21 protein-coding genes are annotated in these 21,846 nt (G+C 45.0%); 17 read left to right on the top strand and 4 right to left on the bottom strand.

Features of this window, described 5'->3' with window-relative positions; all coding sequences use genetic code 11:
* The first annotated feature begins 28 nt into the window (after positions 1–28).
* The 16 genes from rsmG to glmS all read left to right on the top strand — a co-directional run bounded on the left by rsmG (position 29) and on the right by glmS (position 16,372).
* Positions 29–649 (top strand): 16S rRNA (guanine(527)-N(7))-methyltransferase RsmG, encoded by a 621-nt coding sequence (rsmG, locus tag EKG39_RS20275; RefSeq protein WP_126507826.1) that lies wholly within the window; start codon positions 29–31, stop codon positions 647–649.
* Between the two features lie 90 nt (positions 650–739).
* The gene (locus EKG39_RS20270; RefSeq protein ID WP_126507825.1) at positions 740–1,528 is read left to right on the top strand and encodes a ParA family protein; all 789 of its coding nucleotides are present in this window, start codon (positions 740–742) and stop codon (positions 1,526–1,528) included.
* A 15-nt stretch (positions 1,529–1,543) separates the two neighbouring features.
* A complete protein-coding gene (locus EKG39_RS20265; protein ID WP_126507824.1) occupies positions 1,544–2,431 on the top strand; it encodes a ParB/RepB/Spo0J family partition protein in 888 nt (295 codons plus the stop codon).
* A 226-nt stretch (positions 2,432–2,657) separates the two neighbouring features.
* Entirely contained in the window at positions 2,658–3,050 is a 393-nt protein-coding gene (locus EKG39_RS20260) for an ATP synthase subunit I (RefSeq protein ID WP_126507823.1), read from the top strand.
* 3 nt (positions 3,051–3,053) lie between these two features.
* Positions 3,054–3,848: a F0F1 ATP synthase subunit A gene (atpB, locus tag EKG39_RS20255; protein ID WP_126507822.1), complete on the top strand. Its 795-nt coding sequence runs from the start codon at positions 3,054–3,056 to the stop codon at positions 3,846–3,848.
* A gap of 67 nt (positions 3,849–3,915) precedes the next feature.
* A complete protein-coding gene (gene atpE / locus EKG39_RS20250; RefSeq protein ID WP_011639455.1) occupies positions 3,916–4,167 on the top strand; it encodes a F0F1 ATP synthase subunit C in 252 nt (83 codons plus the stop codon).
* Positions 4,168–4,204: 37 nt separating this feature from the next.
* Positions 4,205–4,675 carry a F0F1 ATP synthase subunit B gene (atpF, locus tag EKG39_RS20245; RefSeq protein WP_126507821.1) on the top strand — a complete coding sequence of 157 codons (471 nt, stop codon included), beginning with the start codon at positions 4,205–4,207 and terminating at the stop codon, positions 4,673–4,675.
* A gap of 16 nt (positions 4,676–4,691) precedes the next feature.
* Positions 4,692–5,225 (top strand): F0F1 ATP synthase subunit delta, encoded by a 534-nt coding sequence (gene atpH, locus EKG39_RS20240; RefSeq protein WP_126507820.1) that lies wholly within the window; start codon positions 4,692–4,694, stop codon positions 5,223–5,225.
* Positions 5,226–5,239: 14 nt separating this feature from the next.
* Entirely contained in the window at positions 5,240–6,781 is a 1,542-nt protein-coding gene (gene atpA, locus EKG39_RS20235) for a F0F1 ATP synthase subunit alpha (protein WP_126507819.1), read from the top strand.
* A gap of 47 nt (positions 6,782–6,828) precedes the next feature.
* Positions 6,829–7,689: a F0F1 ATP synthase subunit gamma gene (gene atpG, locus EKG39_RS20230; RefSeq protein WP_126507818.1), complete on the top strand. Its 861-nt coding sequence runs from the start codon at positions 6,829–6,831 to the stop codon at positions 7,687–7,689.
* A 35-nt stretch (positions 7,690–7,724) separates the two neighbouring features.
* On the top strand, positions 7,725–9,101 hold the full coding sequence (gene atpD / locus EKG39_RS20225) for a F0F1 ATP synthase subunit beta (RefSeq protein WP_126507817.1): 1,377 nt from the start codon (positions 7,725–7,727) through the stop codon (positions 9,099–9,101).
* Between the two features lie 60 nt (positions 9,102–9,161).
* Positions 9,162–9,590: a F0F1 ATP synthase subunit epsilon gene (locus EKG39_RS20220; protein WP_126507816.1), complete on the top strand. Its 429-nt coding sequence runs from the start codon at positions 9,162–9,164 to the stop codon at positions 9,588–9,590.
* A 203-nt stretch (positions 9,591–9,793) separates the two neighbouring features.
* A complete protein-coding gene (glmU, locus tag EKG39_RS20215; protein ID WP_126507815.1) occupies positions 9,794–11,161 on the top strand; it encodes a bifunctional UDP-N-acetylglucosamine diphosphorylase/glucosamine-1-phosphate N-acetyltransferase GlmU in 1,368 nt (455 codons plus the stop codon).
* A 229-nt stretch (positions 11,162–11,390) separates the two neighbouring features.
* On the top strand, positions 11,391–13,526 hold the full coding sequence (locus tag EKG39_RS20210; protein WP_126507814.1) for a TonB-dependent receptor: 2,136 nt from the start codon (positions 11,391–11,393) through the stop codon (positions 13,524–13,526).
* Between the two features lie 166 nt (positions 13,527–13,692).
* Positions 13,693–14,463 (top strand): DeoR/GlpR family DNA-binding transcription regulator, encoded by a 771-nt coding sequence (locus EKG39_RS20205; protein WP_126507813.1) that lies wholly within the window; start codon positions 13,693–13,695, stop codon positions 14,461–14,463.
* Positions 14,464–14,542: 79 nt separating this feature from the next.
* A complete protein-coding gene (glmS, locus tag EKG39_RS20200) occupies positions 14,543–16,372 on the top strand; it encodes a glutamine--fructose-6-phosphate transaminase (isomerizing) (RefSeq protein ID WP_126507812.1) in 1,830 nt (609 codons plus the stop codon).
* A 333-nt stretch (positions 16,373–16,705) separates the two neighbouring features.
* On the opposite strand, the gene EKG39_RS20195 is transcribed toward glmS, so the two are convergent.
* The 4 genes from EKG39_RS20195 to EKG39_RS20180 form a co-directional block, all read right to left on the bottom strand.
* Entirely contained in the window at positions 16,706–17,719 is a 1,014-nt protein-coding gene (locus EKG39_RS20195) for a helix-turn-helix domain-containing protein (RefSeq protein WP_246028577.1), read from the bottom strand.
* Positions 17,720–18,007: 288 nt separating this feature from the next.
* Positions 18,008–18,214, bottom strand: coding sequence for a DUF2061 domain-containing protein (locus EKG39_RS20190; RefSeq protein ID WP_126507810.1), 207 nt, complete (start codon positions 18,212–18,214; stop codon positions 18,008–18,010).
* 215 nt (positions 18,215–18,429) lie between these two features.
* On the bottom strand, positions 18,430–19,335 hold the full coding sequence (locus tag EKG39_RS20185; protein WP_012144807.1) for a 1,4-dihydroxy-2-naphthoyl-CoA synthase: 906 nt from the start codon (positions 19,333–19,335) through the stop codon (positions 18,430–18,432).
* Positions 19,336–19,457: 122 nt separating this feature from the next.
* Positions 19,458–19,811 (bottom strand): hypothetical protein, encoded by a 354-nt coding sequence (locus EKG39_RS20180; protein ID WP_126507809.1) that lies wholly within the window; start codon positions 19,809–19,811, stop codon positions 19,458–19,460.
* Positions 19,812–19,902: 91 nt separating this feature from the next.
* Between EKG39_RS20180 and ccoG the strand changes: the two genes are divergently transcribed.
* Positions 19,903–21,342 carry a cytochrome c oxidase accessory protein CcoG gene (ccoG, locus tag EKG39_RS20175; RefSeq protein ID WP_126507808.1) on the top strand — a complete coding sequence of 480 codons (1,440 nt, stop codon included), beginning with the start codon at positions 19,903–19,905 and terminating at the stop codon, positions 21,340–21,342.
* The last annotated feature ends 504 nt before the right edge of the window (positions 21,343–21,846 follow it).

Raw genomic sequence — 21,846 nt, 5'->3', positions numbered from 1 at the left:
TTTACGTACGTTATTAAGGATTAATCCTGTGTTATCTGCCCAATTAGATGAGTATCTGGCTGAAATGAACCTGTCTGCAACCGAGCTGCAGAAAAAACAGCTTATTGGTTTTGTTGAGATGCTCAACAAGTGGAATAAGGCCTATAACCTGACGTCGATTCGAGATCCGCAGCAGATGCTGATCAGACATATCATGGATAGCTTAGCCGTTTCACCACACCTTGTGGGTGAACGTTTTATCGATGTTGGCACCGGGCCTGGTCTGCCGGGTATTCCTCTGGCCATTATGAATCCGGATAAAACCTTCGTGTTGTTAGACAGTTTAGGTAAGCGGATCCGCTTCCAAAAGCAGGTTCAGCATGAGTTAGGTATTAAGAATATCAGTTCGGTAGAAAGCCGGGTTGAGGCTTATGAGCCTGAGACAAAGTTTGACGGTGTCTTGAGTCGTGCCTTTGCGTCGATTGAAGATATGCTGCATTGGTGTCATCACCTTCCGACTGACAACGGCTGTTATTACGCCCTGAAAGGTCAGCTTGCAGAAGATGAAATGGAAAAACTTCCTGAAGAATTTGAAGTTACCGATGTGATTGAGCTCAAGGTCCCTCGCCTGGACGAGCAGCGACACCTATTGAGAGTTATCAAAAAATAGCGATAAAGTTGCATTTTTTTAATGGTTCAAGCAATTTGGTATGGGTTTCAATAGTGTCGATTATACGAACGCGACATACAGGATGGTATTGTGGGTAAAGTGATTGCCGTGGCTAACCAGAAAGGTGGCGTCGGAAAAACAACAACTTGTGTGAATCTTGCAGCATCTTTGGCCGCCACTAAGCGCAAAGTGCTGTTGATCGATCTCGATCCCCAGGGGAATGCGACCATGGGAAGTGGTATCGACAAATACAGTGTCGAGAATACAGCATACGAATTATTGGTCGATGAGAAATCTTTTGATGACGTTGTGTATAAAGATACCAACGGAAAGTATGATCTTATTGCCGGTAACGGTGACGTTACCGCGGCAGAGATCAAGCTTATGGAGTTCTTTGCTCGAGAGATTAGATTAAGAAATGCATTAGCACCGATAAAAGACGATTATGACTTTATCTTTATCGATTGTCCGCCTTCATTAAACATGCTGACAGTTAATGCCATGTCTGCTGCAGACTCTGTTCTGGTTCCTATGCAGTGTGAATATTATGCCCTGGAAGGCCTGACAGCTCTGATGGATACCATTAGCAAATTAGGCGCTATGGTTAATCCTGGACTGCATATCGAAGGGATCTTACGTACCATGTATGATCCGCGTAATCGATTGTCAAACGATGTGTCGGATCAGCTTAAACAGCATTTTGGCGAAAAGGTTTACCGCACCGTTATCCCGAGAAATGTCAGGTTAGCCGAAGCACCAAGTTTTGGGGCTCCGGCGATGTATTACGATAAATCCAGCGCAGGAGCTAAGGCTTATCTTGCTCTGGCTGGAGAGATTATTCGTCGTGCCGAACAGCACGAACAGGTTGAGCAAGCTTAAACAAAGGCAGTGGAAATGACAGTAAAAAAACGCGGTTTGGGCAAAGGTTTAGATGCATTACTCAGCACTAGCCACGCGGCAAATAGTAAGCCTGCACCAACAAATGAAGTTGCTGATAAATCAGTTGAACATGATGATTTGTTGATGCTTGATGTTGACCTTATGCAGCCGGGAAAATACCAACCTCGTAAAGATATGTCTCCAGAGGCGCTCGAAGAACTTTCTGAGTCAATTAAAGCCCAGGGAATTATCCAGCCAATTGTTGTTCGTAGCATTTCTCCAGACAAGTTTGAGATCATTGCCGGTGAACGTCGCTGGCGTGCCGCTCAGTTAGCTAAGCTTGATAAGGTTCCTTGTATTGTAAAACAGGTGCCCGATGAATCTGCTGTAGCCATAGCCCTGATTGAAAACATTCAACGTGAAGACCTTAATGCGATGGAAGAAGCGATAGCCCTCCAACGTTTAATGGAAGAGTTTAGTTTAACCCACCAACAGATCGCCGGAGCCGTGGGTAAGTCACGCGCTACAGTCTCTAACCTGCTGCGTCTGAATGGTCTTAATGAACCTGTAAAACGTATGCTGGAGTACGGTGATATCGATATGGGGCATGCTCGTGCCCTGCTTGCTATCGAAGGTGACGAACAGACGATTATCGCAAGATCTGTTGCCGCAAAGGAATTAACTGTTCGTGAAACTGAACGCTTAGTTAATAAAACCTTAAACCCACCTGAAATTGCCAATAAACCTGTAAAAGATCACGATGTCACCCGTCTCGAAAGTCAATTAGTCGAACGTCTAGGTGCAAAAGTTTCCATTACCCACAATAAAAAAGGTAAAGGAAAATTGGTAATAAATTATCAAGATCTTGCTGAATTAGACGGTATTATCGACAAAATCCGCTAAAAAACTGACGTTAACGCCATATTATGTAATTTTGTGACATGTGTTAAATTTACGGTTTTACATATTTGGCGTTAGATCACGCTAAAAGACTCGATTTTCCTCAGCTTAAACTTGCTTTGAAGGCCTGAAAAGGTATACTTTCGCAAGCTTTTTTGTCGCTATTGATTATTCGGATATTTGTCATCCGGTCATCGAAACAATAAAGCGTAAATGCGGAGAAGATAAATTGAGTAAGGTTTTAGCACGTCGTGGCCGGTGGTCTGCCTATAAGTTGGTTTTGATGCAGGCGGCGATGGCTGGGGGTGCTTCAGTTTTCTTTTTCGCCATGTGGGGAGTTCAGTCTGGTCTGTCTGCCTTGGCAGGTGGCGCTATCGCTGTACTTCCTAATTTTGTATTCGCAACCCTCGCTTTTTCCCATACGGGAGCTAGTTCAGCAGGAAAGGTCATGAAGACTTTTTACTGGGGGGAAGCGGTAAAGTTGCTGTTAACCATAGCTATGTTCTCGCTGGTGTTTATCAATTTTAAGGTTGGCTTTATGCCTCTCTTTGTTTGCTACACCCTAGCGTTAATCGTGCATTGGACGGCTCCTTTATTTTTCAAGCAAAGTAAAGTGGGATGAATCATGGCTGCAACTGGTGAAGCGTTAACACCGCAGGGCTATATCCAGCACCACCTTACCAACTTAAGTGTTGGTGAAGGCTTCTGGACATGGCATATTGATTCGTTGCTCTTTTCGGTTGGGCTTGGTGTTCTGTTCTTATGGCTATTCCGTAGCGTTGGAAAGAAGGCAACTACAGGTGTTCCCGGCAAACTTCAGTGTTTTGTCGAGATGATCATTGAGTTTGTCGACTCTAGCGTGAAAGAAACCTTCCATGGCCGCAATCCTGTTATTGCTCCGTTGGCATTAACTATTTTTGTTTGGGTATTCATGATGAACTTCATGGATATGGTTCCAGTTGACTGGATCCCATCACTGGCAGCTGCTGCTGGTATCCCTTACATGAAAGTTGTACCAACGACAGACTTAAACATTACCTTTAGTTTAGCTATTGGTGTGTTCTTGCTGATTATTTACTACAGCATTAAAGTCAAAGGCATTTCAGGCTTTGTTAAAGAGCTGACTATGCAGCCTTTTAACCATTGGGCAATGATACCCGTCAACTTCTTGTTAGAGACCGTAACTCTGATTGCGAAGCCAATTTCATTGGCATTGCGTCTGTTCGGTAACTTATATGCAGGTGAGTTGATCTTCATTCTTATTGCGTTGATGTATGGTGCTAACATGGCGTTATCTGCCCTAGGTGTTTCATTACAACTAGGTTGGTTAATTTTCCATATTTTGGTTATTACCCTACAGGCGTTTATTTTCATGATGCTGACAATTGTTTATTTAAGCATGGCGCATGAAGATCATTAAGAATTGCTGAAGAAATTTTTTTAGCTAAATCAAAAACTAACTAGATTTAGAATATTTGGAGATAGAGATGGAAACTGTTCTAGGCATGACAGCTATTGCTGTTGCTCTGCTAATTGGTATGGGTGCACTAGGTACCGCTATCGGTTTTGGCCTGCTAGGTGGTAAGTTCTTGGAAGGCGCTGCGCGTCAACCAGAAATGGCTCCTATGCTACAAGTTAAAATGTTCATCGTTGCTGGTCTTCTGGATGCTGTAACTATGATCGGTGTTGGTATTGCATTATTTATGCTTTTCACCAATCCACTAGGTGCAATGCTGTAATAAACGCTTCTGTCTTTAATTTAAATAGGAGGCTGTTGTGAATATCAACGCTACCCTACTCGGTCAGACGGTTGCCTTTATTATCTTCGTGTGGTTCTGCATGAAGTTTGTTTGGCCCCCTTTGATGAATGCCATCGAAGAGCGTCAAAAAAGGATTGCCGACGGTTTAGCTGATGCTGACCGTGCCGTAAAAGACCTGGAGTTGGCTCAGTCTAAAGCAACTGACCAACTAAAAGACGCCAAAGCTACTGCTAACGAGATCATTGAGCAAGCGAACAAACGCAAAGCTCAGATCGTCGATGAAGCAAAAGCCGAAGCAGATGCTGAGCGCGCTAAAATTATCGCTCAGGGTCAAGCAGAAATTGAAGCTGAACGTAATCGCGTTAAAGAAGACTTGCGTAAGCAAGTTGCTACTCTTGCCATTACTGGTGCTGAGAAGATTCTTGAGCGTTCTATCGATGAAGCCGCCCACAGTGACATAGTTAATAAACTAGTTGCTGAACTTTAAATAAGGAGTTTGAGTTATGGCTGAAATAACCACCATCGCTCGTCCTTACGCAAAGGCAGCTTTTGATTTTGCTATTGAAAACAATGCAGTCGATAGTTGGGCAGAGATGCTGAACTTCGCGGCTATGGTAAGTGAAAACGAAACCATTAAGCCACTGCTTGCCGGCGGATTAGCCAGCAATAAGCTTGCCGAACTCTTTGTTGGAGTTTGTGGTGAGCAGGTCAATGAGCAAGGTCAAAATCTGTTAAAGGTAATGGCTGAAAACGGTCGTTTAGAAGTACTACCTGCTGTGTGTCAACAATTTGTTGAACTACGCAACGAGTGGGCAAAAGAGATTGAAGCTAATGTAGTTTCAGCTGTTGAGCTTACTTCAGAGCAGCAACAGGAAATTAGTGTTTCTTTAGAGAAACGTCTCGCACGCAAAGTTAAGCTGAATTGCAGCATAGACGCCAGCCTGATAGCTGGTTTAATGATCACGGCAGGAGACCTAGTCATAGATGGCTCGGTCCGCGGAAAAGTTTCGCGTCTGTCTGATACGCTGCAATCATAATTGGGAGTTTGAGCATGCAACTGAATTCCACTGAAATCAGCGATCTGATTAAACAGCGGATCGAGCAGTTCGAAGTCGTTAGTGAAACTCGCAACGAAGGTACTATCGTTGCAGTTAGTGACGGCATCATCCGCATCCACGGCCTGGCCGATGTGATGCAAGGTGAAATGATCGAGCTGCCTGGTAACCGTTTTGCAATCGCGTTGAACTTAGAACGTGATTCTGTCGGTGCCGTAGTAATGGGCCCTTATGCCACATTGGCTGAAGGCGACAAAGTTAAAACAACAGGCCGTATTTTGGAAGTCCCTGTTGGTAACGGTCTATTAGGACGTGTTGTCAACACATTGGGTGAACCAATTGACGGTAAAGGACCTATCGAACACGATGGCTTCTCTCCTGTTGAAGTAATCGCTCCAGGCGTTATTGAACGTAAGTCAGTAGACCAGCCAGTGCAAACTGGTTATAAAGCTGTTGACTCTATGATCCCTATCGGTCGTGGACAGCGCGAATTGATTATTGGTGACCGTCAAATCGGTAAAACCGCTTTGGCGATCGATGCCATTATCAACCAAAAAGATTCAGGCATTAAATGTGTATACGTAGCGGTAGGCCAGAAGGCTTCTACCATCGCTAACGTGGTACGTAAGCTTGATGAGCACGGCGCTTTGGCGAACACCATTGTTGTTGTTGCTACAGCTTCTGAAGCTGCAGCACTACAATACTTGGCTCCATACTCTGGCTGTTCAATGGGGGAGTACTTCCGCGACCGCGGTGAAGATTCACTTATTGTCTATGATGATCTATCTAAGCAAGCAGTTGCTTACCGTCAGATCTCATTGTTGCTAAAACGTCCACCAGGACGTGAAGCATACCCAGGTGATGTATTCTATCTTCACTCTCGTCTGTTAGAACGTGCTTCACGTGTTAACGCTGAGTATGTTGAGAAGTTCACTAAAGGTGAAGTTAAAGGCCGTACAGGTTCTTTGACTGCTCTACCGATTATTGAAACTCAAGCTGGTGACGTATCTGCTTTCGTACCGACTAACGTAATTTCGATTACCGATGGTCAGATCTTCCTTGAAACTGACCTATTTAACTCTGGACTACGTCCTGCTGTTAACCCAGGTATTTCGGTTTCTCGTGTTGGTGGTGCGGCTCAGACTAAGATCATCAAGAAACTGTCTGGTGGTATTCGTACCGCACTAGCACAGTATCGAGAGCTTGCAGCGTTCTCACAGTTTGCATCTGATTTAGATGATGCAACTCGTGCTCAGCTTGAGCATGGTGAGCGTGTTACCGAACTAATGAAGCAAAAGCAATATGCTCCTATGAGTATTGCCGATCAGTCTGTGTCTCTTTTTGCAGCTGAAAAAGGTTACTTGAAGAGTATTGAGCTAGCTAAAATCGGTGATTTCGAAGCGTCTCTGCTCTCTTTCATGAACAGCGAGCATGCTGAGCTTATGAAGACCATCAACGATACTGGCAGCTATAATGCCGACATCGAAGGTGAGTTGAAGGCCAGCCTCGACAAGTTCGTTGAAACCCAAACCTGGTAAAAACAGAGGTGTCGTAAGGCGCCTCAGGTCCAGATTGGAGAGTTAAGATGGCCAACGCTAAAGAGATTAAAACCAAGATCGCGAGTGTTAAAAACACTCAGAAGATCACGTCTGCTATGGAAATGGTTGCCGCGAGTAAAATGCGTAAAGCACAAGATCGCATGGCAGCTAGTCGTCCATATGCAGAAAATATGCGTAAGGTGATCGGTCACGTGGCGCAAGGTTCTCTCGAGTATAAACACCCCTATTTAGAGGTGAGAGAGGCCAAGCGGGTTGGTTACATTGTTGTATCAACCGACCGTGGTCTTTGTGGTGGTCTGAACGTCAACCTTTTCAAAAAGGTTGTCGCAGACGTGAAGAACCAGCGAGAGCAAGGGGTAGAAGTTGAATTCTGTCCTATTGGTGCTCGCAGTGTACAGTTCTTCAATAGCTTCGGCGGACAAGTATCTGCATCTGCTTCAGGTTTAGGTGACGCTCCAAAGCTCGCTGACTTGATCGGAACAGTACGTGTCATGCTACAAGCATACAACGAAGGTACATTGGATCGTCTGTATGTAGTATTCAACAGATTTGTGAATACTATGAGTCAGACTCCCGTGATCGAACAGCTGCTACCGTTGCCTAAGTCTGAGGTTGATGAGGTTTCTCATCACTGGGACTACCTATACGAGCCAGATCCAAAAGAACTTTTGGAAACTTTACTGGTACGTTATGTGGAGTCGCAGGTCTACCAAGGTGTTGTTGAGAATCTTGCATCTGAGCAAGCTGCCCGTATGGTTGCTATGAAGTCTGCAACTGACAACGCTGGTGATCTTATTAGTGACTTGCAGTTAGTCTACAACAAGGCCCGTCAGGCTGCGATTACGCAGGAACTGTCGGAAATTGTTGCTGGCGCTGCAGCCGTTTAGATTAGGTAACGAATACAAGTTTTAGAGGATTAATCATGAGCACAGGTACTGTTGTCCAAGTAATTGGCGCGGTTGTGGACGTTGAGTTTCCACATGATGCCGTACCTCAGGTATATGACGCTCTAGAGATCAAAAGTGAAGGCTTGGTGCTGGAAGTTCAGCAGCAACTAGGTGGTGGTGTAGTTCGTACCATCGCTATGGGTTCTTCAGATGGTCTGCGTCGTGGCCTTGAGGTCGTAAACTCTGGTTCACCAATTACTGTTCCGGTTGGGGAAAAAACCCTTGGCCGTATTATGAACGTATTGGGTCAACCAGTAGATGAAGCGGGTCCTATCGGTGAAGAAGATCGCTATGTGATCCACCGTGAAGCTCCTTCATATGAAGATCAGTCAAGCTCCACTGAACTTTTAGAGACTGGTATCAAGGTTATCGACCTTGTATGTCCATTCGCTAAGGGTGGTAAAGTTGGTCTGTTTGGTGGTGCTGGTGTTGGTAAGACCGTCAACATGATGGAACTTATTAACAACATCGCAAAAGCACACTCTGGTTTATCAGTTTTTGCCGGTGTAGGTGAGCGTACCCGTGAGGGTAACGACTTCTACTACGAGATGGAAGATTCTGGCGTTCTCGATAAAGTGGCCATGGTATATGGTCAGATGAACGAGCCTCCAGGAAACCGTCTACGTGTGGCACTGACTGGTCTGACTATGGCTGAGAAGTTCCGTGACGAAGGTAAAGATGTTCTTTTCTTCGTTGATAACATCTATCGTTACACCTTGGCGGGTACTGAAGTATCTGCACTGCTAGGCCGTATGCCATCAGCAGTAGGTTACCAGCCAACATTGGCTGAAGAGATGGGTGTACTTCAGGAGCGTATTACATCGACTAAGACAGGGTCTATTACCTCTGTTCAAGCCGTATACGTACCTGCGGATGACTTAACGGATCCGTCACCAGCAACAACCTTCGCTCACTTAGATGCGACTGTTGTATTGTCTCGTAACATTGCTTCTCTGGGTATCTACCCAGCGGTTGACCCATTGGATTCGACTTCACGTCAGCTGGATCCACAGGTTGTTGGCCAAGAGCATTATGATGTTGCTACTGGTGTACAGACTGAGCTACAACGCTATAAAGAGCTTAAAGATATCATTGCGATCTTGGGTATGGATGAATTATCAGATGATGATAAGACAACTGTATTCCGTGCTCGTAAGATTGAAAAATATCTTTCACAGCCTTTCTTTGTTGCAGAAGTATTCACCGGTTCTCCAGGTAAGTACGTTTCTCTTAAAGACACAATTCGTGGCTTTAAGGGGATTCTAGATGGTGAGTTCGATCACCTTCCAGAGCAAGCGTTCTACATGGTTGGTTCTATCGACGAAGCCGTTGAGAAAGCTAACAAAAAATAACTAAGTATTCTGTATCTGTGTGAAAGCATTGGTGTAGAGTAATAGTTTAAAGGAGAACGGATGGCAGCCATGACAGTACAACTTGATATAGTAAGTGCAGAAAGTAGCATATATTCAGGTCTTGTAGCACACCTACAAGTTACCGGTTCAGAAGGTGATCTGGGTGTTATGCCTGGTCACGCGCCACTACTGACACATATCAAACCTGGCATGGCACGCATCGTCAAGCAAGATGGAAGTGAAGAGGTGTTTTATCTTTCGGGTGGTATCCTGGAAGTTCAACCTTTTTCTGTTTCAGTATTGGCTGACGTCGTATTGCGTGCCGATGAGATTGACGAGCAAGCAGCTGTAGAAGCTAAACGTCGTGCAGAAACCGCTCTTGCGGATGCTGGCGCCGACTTTAACTACGCTTCAGCAGCAATTGAGTTAGCTCAGGCTATCGCTCAATTACGCGTTGTCGAAACCATCAAGAAGAACATTGCCAGATAAGGTCATTGTTTGATGAAAAAAGGCGAACATCGCAAGATGCTCGCCTTTTTTGTTTTTAAAGAAGTTGCGAGAAATCTAGAAACTAGGCCCTAGGTGCTCGAGTCTCGAACCTTCTTCGCTTTTCCCCACTTTTCCGTTAAAATCAGCGCACAAAATAGACCTCTCTATAGAATTTCAGCAGCTTTTAGCTCAAGGATAACTCAATGGCACTAAACGTAGTGATTTTGGCCGCAGGCAAGGGAACCCGCATGCGCTCAGATCTTCCTAAAGTTTTACACCCTATCGCCCATAAGAGTATGGTGCAGCATGTGATCGACACCGCCCATAGTGTCGGTAGCGATGCTATTCAGTTGGTGTATGGCTATGGTGCGGAGAAACTACAGAGTGTGTTGGGTGAGCAGCAACTAAATTGGGTGCTGCAGGCCGAACAGTTGGGTACCGGTCACGCGGTGGCTCAGGCTAATTCAAATATTGCTGATGACGATACAGTGCTTATTCTTTACGGTGACGTTCCGCTTATCCAGGCATCTACACTCGATGCACTTCTTGCTGCCCGTGAAGATTATGGTCTGGCTATTCTTACGGTTAACCTACCTAACCCAACGGGTTATGGGCGCATAGAGCGTGAGGCAGGTAAAGTTGTTGGTATCGTCGAGCAGAAAGATGCCAGTGCAGAACAGTTGGCTATCAATGAGATCAACACAGGCATAATGGCCGCACCAGGTAAGCAACTTAAAGAGTGGCTTGGTCAGTTATCGTCAGATAATGCTCAAGGTGAATATTACCTTACCGATATCGTTGCCATGGCCCATAAAGATGGTATTGAGATCACTACGGCTCAACCTGAATCGGCTATTGAAGTTGAGGGCGCTAACAACCGAGTTCAGTTGGCTCAGCTTGAGCGAGCTTATCAGGCACGCGCTGCAGAAAAACTTATGCTCGAAGGCGCGAATCTCAGGGATCCTGCAAGGTTGGATATTCGCGGCGACGTCACCGTTGGCATGGATGTGATGATAGATGTAAACGTCATCATTCAGGGTAAGGTCACAATAGGAAATAACGTGACTATTGGCGCAGGTGCTATCCTTATCGATTGTGAGATCGGTGATAATGCCGAGATTAAGCCTTACTCTATCGTTGAGAATGCCAAGGTCGGTATCGAGGCAAGCGCAGGCCCATTTGCACGTCTTCGTCCGGGGGCGGAACTAAAGCGTGATGCTCACATAGGTAACTTCGTCGAGATGAAGAAAGCCGTGTTAGGTGAGGGGTCAAAGGCGGGCCATCTTGCCTATATTGGCGATGCGCAGATAGGTTCCGGAGTGAATATTGGTGCGGGTACTATTACTTGTAACTATGATGGTGCTAATAAACACCTGACTGTGATTGAAGATAATGTATTTGTCGGCAGCGATACTCAACTTGTGGCTCCTGTGACTATCGGTAAGGGGGCGACACTCGGTGCCGGTTCTACCATCACAAGTAATGTAGCTGAAGGTGAGCTGGTTATCACCCGGGTTAAACAGCGTCACCTGAGTGGCTGGGCCAGACCGGTTAAGAAACCTAAAAGTTAAGCCCTGACAGATTAAGCGAAGCGACCCGAATGGGTCGCTTTTTTGTTTTAAATACGCAGAAAACCCTGCCAGAAGTATTGTCATCAGATCTCGATTTTCAGTTAATAATTTCGTTAAGTTAGTACTCGATCACTTACCTTTGTAAATTTCCGTAAAGAAACTTAAATAAAAACGATTCTCATTTATATTGCGTTCAACATTTGTTTGGTATCCATTTTTGAGGTTGACCATGTCGTTCAAGAGATCATTTAAGTTTTCATCTATCAGTGTCGCAGTTCTGTCTGCACTTGCCACAATTCCGGCTATTGCAGAAGGGCAAGCCGGCGAGCCGGCTATCGCTAATATTGAGCGCATTAGTATCACTGGTAGTAACTTTAATGATTATAAGGTCGGCAGCGCTTCGGGTGCTATGCGTGGCGATATCAGCCTTATGGATACGCCACAATCAGTGACCGTCATTCCCGATTTTGTCACCGATGAGCAGTTGGCTACCAACCTTTCTGAAGTGCTGGTCAACGACTCCAGTGTCACCGGGGGTAGTGAGAAGTGGAACCGTCAGGTATTTAGCATCCGAGGTTTCGAGCTGGATTCCGGTTCCGGTTACCTGATCAATGGTCAGCAGCAGTGGTCTCACTATGTGCAACCGATTGAAACACTACAACAGGTAGAAGTGCTCAAGGGCCCATCTAGTATGCTTTATGGTCAGTCAGGCCCGGGTGGTTTGATTAACATGGTCACTAAGAAACCGACCTATGACACTATGTTTGAACTTGGTTTCGATACCGATGAACATGGCTCGACCCGTTATCAGCTGGATGCCGGTGGCAGCCTGAATGAAGCTCAAACTATCCGCTACCGTACCGTGCTGGTTAAGCAGGACACACAATACTGGCGTGAATATCAAGATGGCTCTAACCAGGAACGTGATCGCTGGTTAGGTTACCTGAACCTTGAGTTTGATATTACCGACGATCTATTGCTATCGCTTAAGTATGACCATACTCAAGACAAAACCGGTATAGATACTGGCGGCTGGTTAGACAGCAGCGGCGACTTGATCGGCGGCAGTGACATTATCTGGGATATGCCTTGGGCGTTTACCGACAATACTATCTCTAATATGGGCGCTGATATTGTTTACCACATCAGTGATGACTGGAAGGTGAAAGCGGGTTATAACGATCAGCAGTTTAGTCGTCAGCGTTTAGATTCTTCACCATCGATGATCAGCAGCTCAGATGATCCAATTACTAATGGCTACTACGTCAGCCCCTTCGATCGTTATGATGATTGGCAGCATAAGACAAGTTATGTCGACTTTATCGGTAACTTCTCGACCGGTGGGTTAGAGCATCAGTTCCTGATCGGGGCTAATATGCTGGATTATTACTATGGTCAGTTGAAGGACTCTGGTGAGAAGAAGCAACTCGTTATGCCTGGTCAGCCATTGCCTAAGCCTGATCTCGATTACAACCGTGATGAAACTCTATACGAGAGTGAATATAAGCACTACGGCTTCTATATTCAGGACCTAGTTACAATTAACGATAGCTGGCAGGTGTTGGCTGGTGTTCGTTACGACGAGCAGAAGAAAGAGGGCGAAGGTAATAACAGCTACGCTGTGTCGCCTAAGTTTGGTGTTATCTACTCACCAGCGGCAAACGGCAGCATCTATGTTAACTACTCTAAGAGTTTCACTCCTCAGGGCATAGTTAATGATGAAGATGATGTAAATAACAAGATGAACCTTGACCCTGAATATGGTGAGCAATATGAGATTGGTACTAAGTGGGAGCTGTTCGATGGCAGCCTGCTGCTAACTGGTGCCGTATTCGATATAACAGTCTCTAATGTTACCGTAAGTGAGCAACTTGAAGCTACCGACCCTAATGGTAATAACACTATTACGACTCAATCCGGTGAGCAGCGTCATAAAGGCTTCGAAATGGGGGCTCAGGGACAGGTGAGTGATAACTGGTTCCTGACAGGCTCTATGATGTATCTGGAAGCCGAGTACCTGAGACCTGAAAGTGATAGCTTGAATGGCAAGACACCGGTAGATGCGCCAGAGTGGTCGGCTAACGTTTGGACACGTTACGAGATGACCGAAGATTTAGCACTGAACTTCGGTGCTATCTATGTAGGTGAGCGCTTCGCTAATACCGACAACACTATCTCGAAAGATAGCTACGTACGCTTCGATATGGGCGCCGCATACAGTATGGACGTGATGGGCAGCGATGTGAGTGTTCGCCTGAACATTAAGAACCTGTTCGATGTCGATTACCTGGCCGGTGGCACAACTACCGATGTTACTGTAGGTGAAGGACGGCACTTCGGTTTAGCGTTAGAAGCTAAGTTTTAAGCCTGAAGCTAAGGTTTAAAGAGAATAGCGAAGCCTCTATCTTAGATAGGGGCTTTTTTTTGCCTGATTTTCATACTTTATTCAACATTTGAGCGATCAAAGCTAGCAATAAAGTTTCGTTTCACTATAATCCATCTTTCGAAACGAAACTTAACTGAAAGGTTTTATGAACAAACGTAATACTCAACAGCGTCGCCATAGCATTATTAGCCTATTAACCGAGCAAGGTGAGGTGAGTGTTGACGAGTTATCCTTACGTTTCGAAACTTCTGAAGTCACAATCCGCAAAGATCTGGCCGTATTAGAAAAAACCGGGCTGCTGTTGCGTCGTTATGGTGGTGCGGTGGCGATACCCGATGAGGTGACGCAGCAATTCACTGCCAAGATCGCACCTAATAAGTTATCTATTGCCCAGGCGGCAGCTAAGCTGATTAAAGATCATAATCGCATCATCGTAGATAGCGGCAGTACCACATCCGGTTTAATTCAACAGCTTAATGATAAGAGTGGCTTGGTGGTGATGACTAACTCATTGCTGCTGGCTAATGCAATCCATGAGCTTGAGAATGAACCGACATTATTGATGACCGGTGGAACCTGGGATCCTCATTCGGAGTCATTTCAGGGGCAAATTGCCGAGCAGGTATTGCGTTCATATAACTTCGATCAACTCTTTATCGGTGCCGACGGTATCGACCTTGAGCGTGGCACGACAACCTTCAATGAACTTACCGGGTTGAGTAAGGTGATGGCTGAGGTTTCCCGTGAGGTGGTAGTCATGCTCGAGTCAGAAAAACTAGGCCGGCGTATTCCGAATCTAGAGCTGGCCTGGGGCAGTGTCAGCGTGCTGGTAACCGATGAAATGTTACCTGCCGAGGCTGTTGAAACAATTTCAAACCATGGGGTGCGGGTGATCCTGGCACCTCATGTGGGATAACAGAGATTGTCCCTTTCCAAATTCAATTTAAATTTAACTCTCATTTTTACTCTCGTCTTAGAGAGGTTAGGTAATCAATATGTGTGGAATCGTTGGCGCTGTAGCGCAAAGAGATGTAGCTGAAATCTTAGTTGAGGGGCTTAAGCGTCTCGAGTACCGAGGGTATGACTCGGCTGGTGTTGCAGTCATTCAGGATGGTACGCTCAGCAGCACTCGTCGTGTTGGTAAGGTACAGGAGCTTTCGGCTGCTTTAGATACAGCGCCATTAGCCGGTGGTACTGGTATTGCGCATACCCGTTGGGCCACACACGGTGAGCCGAGTGAGCGTAATGCTCATCCACACTTGTCTGAGGGTGATATTGCCGTCGTACATAACGGTATTATCGAAAATCACAACAAACTACGCGAGATGCTTAAGGGTTTAGGTTATACCTTTGCATCAGATACCGATACTGAAGTTATCTGTCACCTGGTTCATCACGAGTTAAAGTCTAACGATACCTTACTAGGCGCCGTTCAAGCGACGGTTAAGCAGTTAGAAGGTGCTTACGGCACTGTGGTTATCGATCGTCGCGATAGTGAGCGTATGATTGTAGCCCGTAGTGGTAGCCCGTTGGTTATTGGTTATGGTTTAGGTGAGAACTTTGTAGCTTCCGATCAGCTTGCTCTTCTACCTGTCACTCGCTCCTTTGCTTTCTTAGAGGAGGGGGATGTCGCCGAGGTGATGCGCCGCGAAGTCAATATCTTCGATGTTGACGGAAATGCGGTCGAGCGTGAGATCAAAGAGTCGGAAGTGACCCATGATGCGGGTGATAAAGGTGAATACCGTCACTATATGCTGAAAGAGATCTACGAGCAGCCACGTGCGATCTCACACACATTGGAAGGGCGTATTGCCGGTGGCACAGTATTGGATTCAGCCTTCGGTGAAAATGCCGCCGAGTTCCTGAAAGATATTAAACACGTGCAGATTATTGCCTGTGGTACCAGTTATCATGCGGGTATGGCTGCGCGCTATTGGTTAGAAGACTGGGCCGGTGTTTCTTGTAACGTAGAGATCGCATCCGAATTTCGTTACCGTAAGTCGCACCTGTTCCCGAATAGCTTATTGGTGACGATCTCTCAGTCTGGTGAGACCGCCGATACCTTAGCCGCACTTCGTCTGGCTAAAGAGATGGGCTACAAGGCCACAATGACCATCTGTAACGCACCGGGTTCATCTTTGGTTCGCGAATCAGATATGGCCTATATGATGAAAGCGGGCGCCGAAATTGGTGTTGCCTCGACTAAGGCATTCACCGTACAACTTGCCGGCCTGTTAATGCTGACCGCCGTTGTCGGTCGTCATAATGGTATGTCTGCCGATATGCAGGCAAAGATAACTCAAAGTCTGCAATCTATGCCTGCAAAAGTTGAGCAGGCACTGGGTCTGGATGACGCCATCGCAGAGTTGGCCGAAGATTTTGCCGATAAGCATCATGCCCTGTTCCTGGGGCGTGGGGATCAGTACCCTATCGCCATGGAAGGTGCACTTAAGCTTAAAGAGATCTCCTACATTCACGCGGAAGCTTATGCTTCTGGTGAACTTAAGCATGGTCCGCTTGCGTTAATCGATGCAGATATGCCTGTTATTGTGGTCGCGCCTAACAACGAACTGTTAGAGAAGCTTAAGTCTAATGTCGAAGAGGTGCGTGCTCGTGGCGGCCTGATGTATGTCTTCGCCGATGTCGATGCAGAGTTTGAGTCTGATGACACCATGAAGGTCATCCCTGTGCCTCATTGTGATGAGTTTATGGCGGCACTCATCTATACGATCCCAATGCAGTTATTGTCATACCATGTGGCCCTGATTAAGGGCACCGATGTGGATCAGCCACGTAACCTGGCTAAGTCTGTAACGGTAGAGTAAGCTGCGACAAGCCATATAGAACGAAATAAAATACCCGCCAGAGTCAATTTAGCGGGTATTTTTATATCTGTTGTAAAAGAAAGCACTCCCGAAGGAGCGCTTTCGTTTATGAGTTAACAGTTCGCCGTTGTTAGCTAAATACAATAAAGTGAGAGACACATAGCAGGATACCTGTGCCAATGATGATGTAGGGTGAGGAACCTTTCGATCTTAAAGATAGCGCTCAAGTTGCTGCGACTCGATATCTCAGTACGCGTCATCAATTGCTATCTGCGGGAAATTAAAGCCAGCCAGACATCGATGACCTAATCGCAGAGCTATTTAATGATCGAGCTATTTAATAAGATGTTTGCTGAGCTGTAAAACTTCAATTGCAGTTTTACCTAAGGTGTACCTACCAGAAATAGCATATTGATGGTTATATTTTTCTAACCAGACCCGTAAACTTTCATTGAATGCATCAATAGAAGTGACTTTGTTCTTTTTCAAGAATGCTTCATAAAACTCGTTATAAGCCAGGTGTTGGAACTGTGAGGCCATGCCGTTTACGACGGGGCCGTTATAGGCTCTCATTTGAATATGGTTTATGTCGAGTTCGGTAATGGCCTCTTGAAAGGGAACACTATTCTTGCCGGAGAATTCAGCTCCCCTATCAGTCAGAATGCTATTGATATGAATATTGCTCTCTCTGTACCAAGGAATAACAGTCCCCAGTAAAAAGTCTGCCGCTACAGTGGAGTCATTGCTTGTAGAAATAACGGCGTGTGCGTATTGGCTGTAAGCATCAATAAAAGTGTGCTGGTATACCGGGCCAAGGCCGTTAATCTCTGCAATTTTAAATGTATCCTGAACACAGACATCGCCCGGGAACTTGCAGTCTAATGTTGATTCATTTTGTTCAAGTTTATAGAGCTGTTCCATGTCGTGTTGAGCCTTGAAGCTCAGATGATTTTGCTGTCTCAATCGACTATTTAGTGCGAGTAATCTGTTTTTCTTGGTTTCTAAGTTATGTCTTAGCCATATTGTTCTCACCCCGCTGGCTGAGATGACACAACCTCTGGCCGTTAGAATTTCTGCGGCTTTAGCCTGACCATAATTAGGGTAATCGAGTGCAATTTCGATAACCTGATCTTCCACTTCCTGTGATACTCGATTCTTTAATGCCGGCTTCTTTCTCGATAAATTAATTAATCCCCGCTCACCGGCTTCTTCATATTGTTTTTTAAAGCGGTAATAACTGTCGCGACTATATCCCATAATATCGCAAGCTTTGCTGATGCTATTGAGTTCTTTAGCAAGTTGAAGCAGTGCAAGTTTACTGCGGATTTCGTTACTGTTCTGGGTCATAACTTCTCTATTCCATCGAAAAATATGTGCAGCTTTGGTTATTCTATCAAAAAAGCTCATTCGAGGTGTAGCTAGCTATCTGACCAAAGTCTCGTCTCAACAGAATATTTGATTTTTTTGGGGGATATCCCTTGTCCCAAAAGAGATTGAGATAATATTGCTATATCAGCTCGTTATAAAAGCAGCAAGTTGAGAGGAGAGCTATCCGATTAATAACGATAGTCTTGGTTGATGTTTCTTTAAAGCGGCTTCTACTCAGCTATTTCCTATCGGTCACTTTCGACATCATTAAGCGGCTACTTCAAGTGAGGCATCTGGTGAAGAGTGACTTTGAATTCTCTGCCATACCTTTTCATGGAAATAAAAAACCACGGTATTAACGGCGGGTTCGATGAGGGCAATGGCGCCACCGATAACGACACTACCAGTTAGTAGATAAGTAACTGTGAATGCGACGCTAAAATGTAGTATTGCAAAGGTGATTGTTTTAGTCATGGTGAGCCCCGTTATCGAATTAAGCTAAATGATAACTATTCTCATCTGTGTTTGATAGTGGGATTATTAGATTTGTTTAATCGATATGTTCAATTGAAAGCGGTTTTTAGTTATAAAGCCGTCAGCTTTAATGTCTGGTAATAAAAACTAACGGCTTTATTCAGTAAGCTATTTCAATAAGCCTACGGCGTGGATATCTTTGGTACTCATTGGGATCAATAGTGCCATGGGAAATCAGAGAAATCCTGATCTCGTTTCTCAAGGAAGGAATCCCGCCCCTCTTGTGCTTCGTCGGTGCCGTAAGCTAAGCGGGTCGCTTCACCGGCAAACAGCTGCTGACCAACAAGACCATCATCCGGTAAGTTAAATCCATACTTAAGCATACGCATTGCCGTAGGGGATTTTGAGTTGATCTCTCTGGCCCAGTTTAGGGCTTCGGTTTCAAGTTCCGCATGAGGAATTGAACGGTTTACCATCCCCATATCGAATGCCTCATCGGCAGAGTAGTTAAATCCAAGGAAGAAAATTTCTCGAGCGCGTTTCTGTCCAACCATTTTTGCAAGATAAGCACTACCATAACCGGAATCGAAACTACCTACATCGGGATCGGTTTGCTTAAAGATTGCATGTTCTTTTGAGGCTAAAGTGAGGTCACAGACTACGTGTAGGCTGTGTCCACCACCAACTGCCCAACCGGGAACAACCGCAATAACGACTTTCGGCATGAAACGAATTAAACGTTGTACTTCGAGTATGTGAAGACGACCCATGCGGGCTAGGTCAGGCGTGCCCTGTTCGGCACCTTCATATTTATAGCCATCTTTGCCGCGAATACGTTGATCGCCACCGGCACAAAATGCCCAGCCACCATCTTTTGCCGACGGGCCATTACCGGTAAGCAGTACGCAACCCACATCTGACCATTGTCTTGCATGGTTTAATGCCGTGTATAACTCATCAACAGTTTTTGGACGGAAAGAGTTTCTACACTCTGGGCGGTTTATTGCGATACGCACAGTGCCTTGATCTTTGGCTCTGTGGTAGGTGATATCTTCAAAATCAAATCCGGAAACTTGATCCCATAGTGTAGGATCAAAAATGTCTGAAACCTGCTGACTCATGATTATTAGCCTTTATACCCAAATTTAGATTGAGCAAAGGCTAGGCCGAAACCGAACTCAGGTCAATCTTCAGTTTCTATAAATGCCTGGCTATATACTTAGAAAACTAACTTACTCTGAAACTACTTCAGCTTGTCACAAATAAAAAAGAGGTTATCTTTATTAAAGCTGTCATGCTGTTTTGCTTTGCCACTACAGTACTCATCTTTGAAGTCTTGCAGAGCATACTCAGATGCAAGTATTTTATCTAAAGCCAGTAACTCCCGCTCAGACATCCTTTGCCCAATCTCTTTTTTCAGATGGGCAATGCGATTATCTACTCTAATGATCTTAGTGCCCGTCAATGAGTCTAATTTCCGCTCGATTTTTTGTAACAGCTCATCTGATTTGGCAATTGGTTCATCGAGTTTATTGGTCTCTGTTGCTACGTAATATAGCAACCCGGCTCCTAAGCCTAATATGATCCAGCCTCTCATATATTTTAATCCAACTTTGATGAATAAAATGTAATATAACAGGTATAATAAGCTAATTTTCGTGCAATATTAAAGCGGTAAGGTTACAAAGATGAGCACAGAGTCTGAAAAAAAGGATTATTCGAAGGCTAAACGAATCAAGATCCATCAACCTGATGCAGATAAGGCTGATCGATTTAACCCCCGTAATCGAATATATGTACGAGCCGTCGATGGACTGTGGAGTCAGCTTCGAAGACGATTAGGTTGGATTGCCATGCTCTTTTTCCTTCTCTTACCTTGGATCCCATGGGGTGACCGTCAGGCAGTTTGGTTTAATTTAGGCGAACAGAAGTTTCATATTTTCGGTTTAACTATCTGGCCTCAGGATCTGACCCTGTTAGCCGCATTTTTGATGATAGCTGCCTTCGGCTTATTCTTTATTACTACTTACCTTGGTAGGGTGTGGTGTGGCTACACTTGCCCGCAAACGGTGTGGACGTTTATTTTCATCTGGTTTGAAGAGAAGCTTGAAGGTGCTCGTAATAAACGAATGAAGCTGGATCAGATGCCATGGAGTTTCAACAAGCTGTGGCGAAAAACGGCAAAACACGCATCCTGGCTATTTATCTCCTTATTGACGGCAATGACGTTCGTCTCATACTTTGTTCCAACAACTGAAGTTTACCGTGATGTATTTACTTTAAGTGCGAGCGGAGGGATCTATTTTTGGATTGTATTCTTTACTCTGGCTACTTATGGTAATGCTGGCTGGATGAGGGAGATAATGTGTCTTCATATGTGCCCTTATGCCCGTTTTCAGTCAGCGATGTTTGATAAGAATACCTTTATCGTCGGTTATGACAGTAAAAGAGGAGAAGCACGAGGACCAAGGTCGCGTAAGGCCGACCCAAAAAAGATGGGGCTGGGTGATTGTATCGATTGCGACCTCTGTGTGCAGGTCTGTCCTACCGGTATAGATATTCGAAACGGCTTACAGTATGAATGTATTAACTGTGGTGCCTGTATCGATGCCTGTGATACGACTATGGAGCGTATGGGGTACGATAAGGGACTCATCGCTTACACTACCGAAAACAAACTAGACGGAATAAAACAGAAAGTACTAAGACCTAAGCTGGTGGGTTATGGTGTTGTTCTGACCGTTATGATCGTGATTTTTGTCTATGCAAGCGCAACCATAGCTCCTGTACGCGTCGATGTCATTCGGGATAGAAACCAGTTATTCAGAGAGAATAATGATGGTTTGATTGAAAATACCTTTACATTGAAGATTCTCAATAAGACTGAATCTGCTCATGACTATAAACTGACAGTAGAGGGGTTACCTGAGTCTCAATGGTATGGGTTACAACAAGTTCATATTGCAGGTGGTGAGGTGTTAACTCTACCTATTAGTATAGCGGTTGATCCTGTAGACCTTTCAAGATCTATGACGAAGATAGATTTTAGGGTTACAGCCGTTAATGATGATGTAAACGATGGTAATGTGATCGAGGCGAAACAGGAGTCACGTTTCTTTAGTCAGTAGCGGCAATTGGTAATAAAAGAGTATAAAAAGGGACGTTTCGTCCCTTTTTGATATCTAAAGCACATAATTCGTATCTTAACTAACCGTATCGCGTGATAATGCTGCATTCGATGCACTTAATGTGACTTTCTTTCAAAAAGCCCTTGTGCTCCAGGCTCACATCCCTATAATGCGCATCCACTGACACGGCACAGCAGGCCAACTACTTAGTTGAAAGGCTAGATAGAAAGGGACTTGCAGCAGGGTTAGAGAGTTTAACTTCTTTGGAATTAGACTCAGGTGACAAGCGCTTTAGGGGCTTCGGGTTTTGATTGGTTTTGACCTTAATGGTTAACAAATCATCGCTTGGAAAACTTCTTAAAATAAGCACTTGACGCCAACAACTGGAAGTGTAGAATACGCCTCCTCAAGCCAACGACCTAGCGTCTAACGGCAGCATCTGAAAGATTGATGCTAACGCTCTTTAACAATTCAAAACAAGAAATCTGTGTGGACACTCACAGG

This window comes from Shewanella atlantica (assembly GCF_003966265.1).
Classification (GTDB): Bacteria; Pseudomonadota; Gammaproteobacteria; order Enterobacterales; family Shewanellaceae; genus Shewanella; species Shewanella atlantica.
The sequence above is the reverse complement of the archived record's forward strand: the minus strand, read 5'-3'. Positions and strand labels throughout refer to the sequence as shown.

What these genes read in the sequence shown, in the direction of transcription:
- EKG39_RS20265 (WP_126507824.1), top strand. Translation starts at nt 1,544, where the DNA reads ATGACAGTAAAAAAACGCGGTTTGGGCAAAGGTTTAGATGCATTACTC.
- atpB (WP_126507822.1), top strand. Translation starts at nt 3,054, where the DNA reads ATGGCTGCAACTGGTGAAGCGTTAACACCGCAGGGCTATATCCAGCAC.
- atpE (WP_011639455.1), top strand. Translation starts at nt 3,916, where the DNA reads ATGGAAACTGTTCTAGGCATGACAGCTATTGCTGTTGCTCTGCTAATT.
- atpH (WP_126507820.1), top strand. Translation starts at nt 4,692, where the DNA reads ATGGCTGAAATAACCACCATCGCTCGTCCTTACGCAAAGGCAGCTTTT.
- atpA (WP_126507819.1), top strand. Translation starts at nt 5,240, where the DNA reads ATGCAACTGAATTCCACTGAAATCAGCGATCTGATTAAACAGCGGATC.
- atpG (WP_126507818.1), top strand. Translation starts at nt 6,829, where the DNA reads ATGGCCAACGCTAAAGAGATTAAAACCAAGATCGCGAGTGTTAAAAAC.
- atpD (WP_126507817.1), top strand. Translation starts at nt 7,725, where the DNA reads ATGAGCACAGGTACTGTTGTCCAAGTAATTGGCGCGGTTGTGGACGTT.
- EKG39_RS20220 (WP_126507816.1), top strand. Translation starts at nt 9,162, where the DNA reads ATGGCAGCCATGACAGTACAACTTGATATAGTAAGTGCAGAAAGTAGC.
- glmU (WP_126507815.1), top strand. Translation starts at nt 9,794, where the DNA reads ATGGCACTAAACGTAGTGATTTTGGCCGCAGGCAAGGGAACCCGCATG.
- EKG39_RS20210 (WP_126507814.1), top strand. Translation starts at nt 11,391, where the DNA reads ATGTCGTTCAAGAGATCATTTAAGTTTTCATCTATCAGTGTCGCAGTT.
- EKG39_RS20205 (WP_126507813.1), top strand. Translation starts at nt 13,693, where the DNA reads ATGAACAAACGTAATACTCAACAGCGTCGCCATAGCATTATTAGCCTA.
- glmS (WP_126507812.1), top strand. Translation starts at nt 14,543, where the DNA reads ATGTGTGGAATCGTTGGCGCTGTAGCGCAAAGAGATGTAGCTGAAATC.
- EKG39_RS20195 (WP_246028577.1), bottom strand. Translation starts at nt 17,719, where the DNA reads ATGACCCAGAACAGTAACGAAATCCGCAGTAAACTTGCACTGCTTCAA.
- EKG39_RS20190 (WP_126507810.1), bottom strand. Translation starts at nt 18,214, where the DNA reads ATGACTAAAACAATCACCTTTGCAATACTACATTTTAGCGTCGCATTC.
- EKG39_RS20185 (WP_012144807.1), bottom strand. Translation starts at nt 19,335, where the DNA reads ATGAGTCAGCAGGTTTCAGACATTTTTGATCCTACACTATGGGATCAA.
- EKG39_RS20180 (WP_126507809.1), bottom strand. Translation starts at nt 19,811, where the DNA reads ATGAGAGGCTGGATCATATTAGGCTTAGGAGCCGGGTTGCTATATTAC.
- ccoG (WP_126507808.1), top strand. Translation starts at nt 19,903, where the DNA reads ATGAGCACAGAGTCTGAAAAAAAGGATTATTCGAAGGCTAAACGAATC.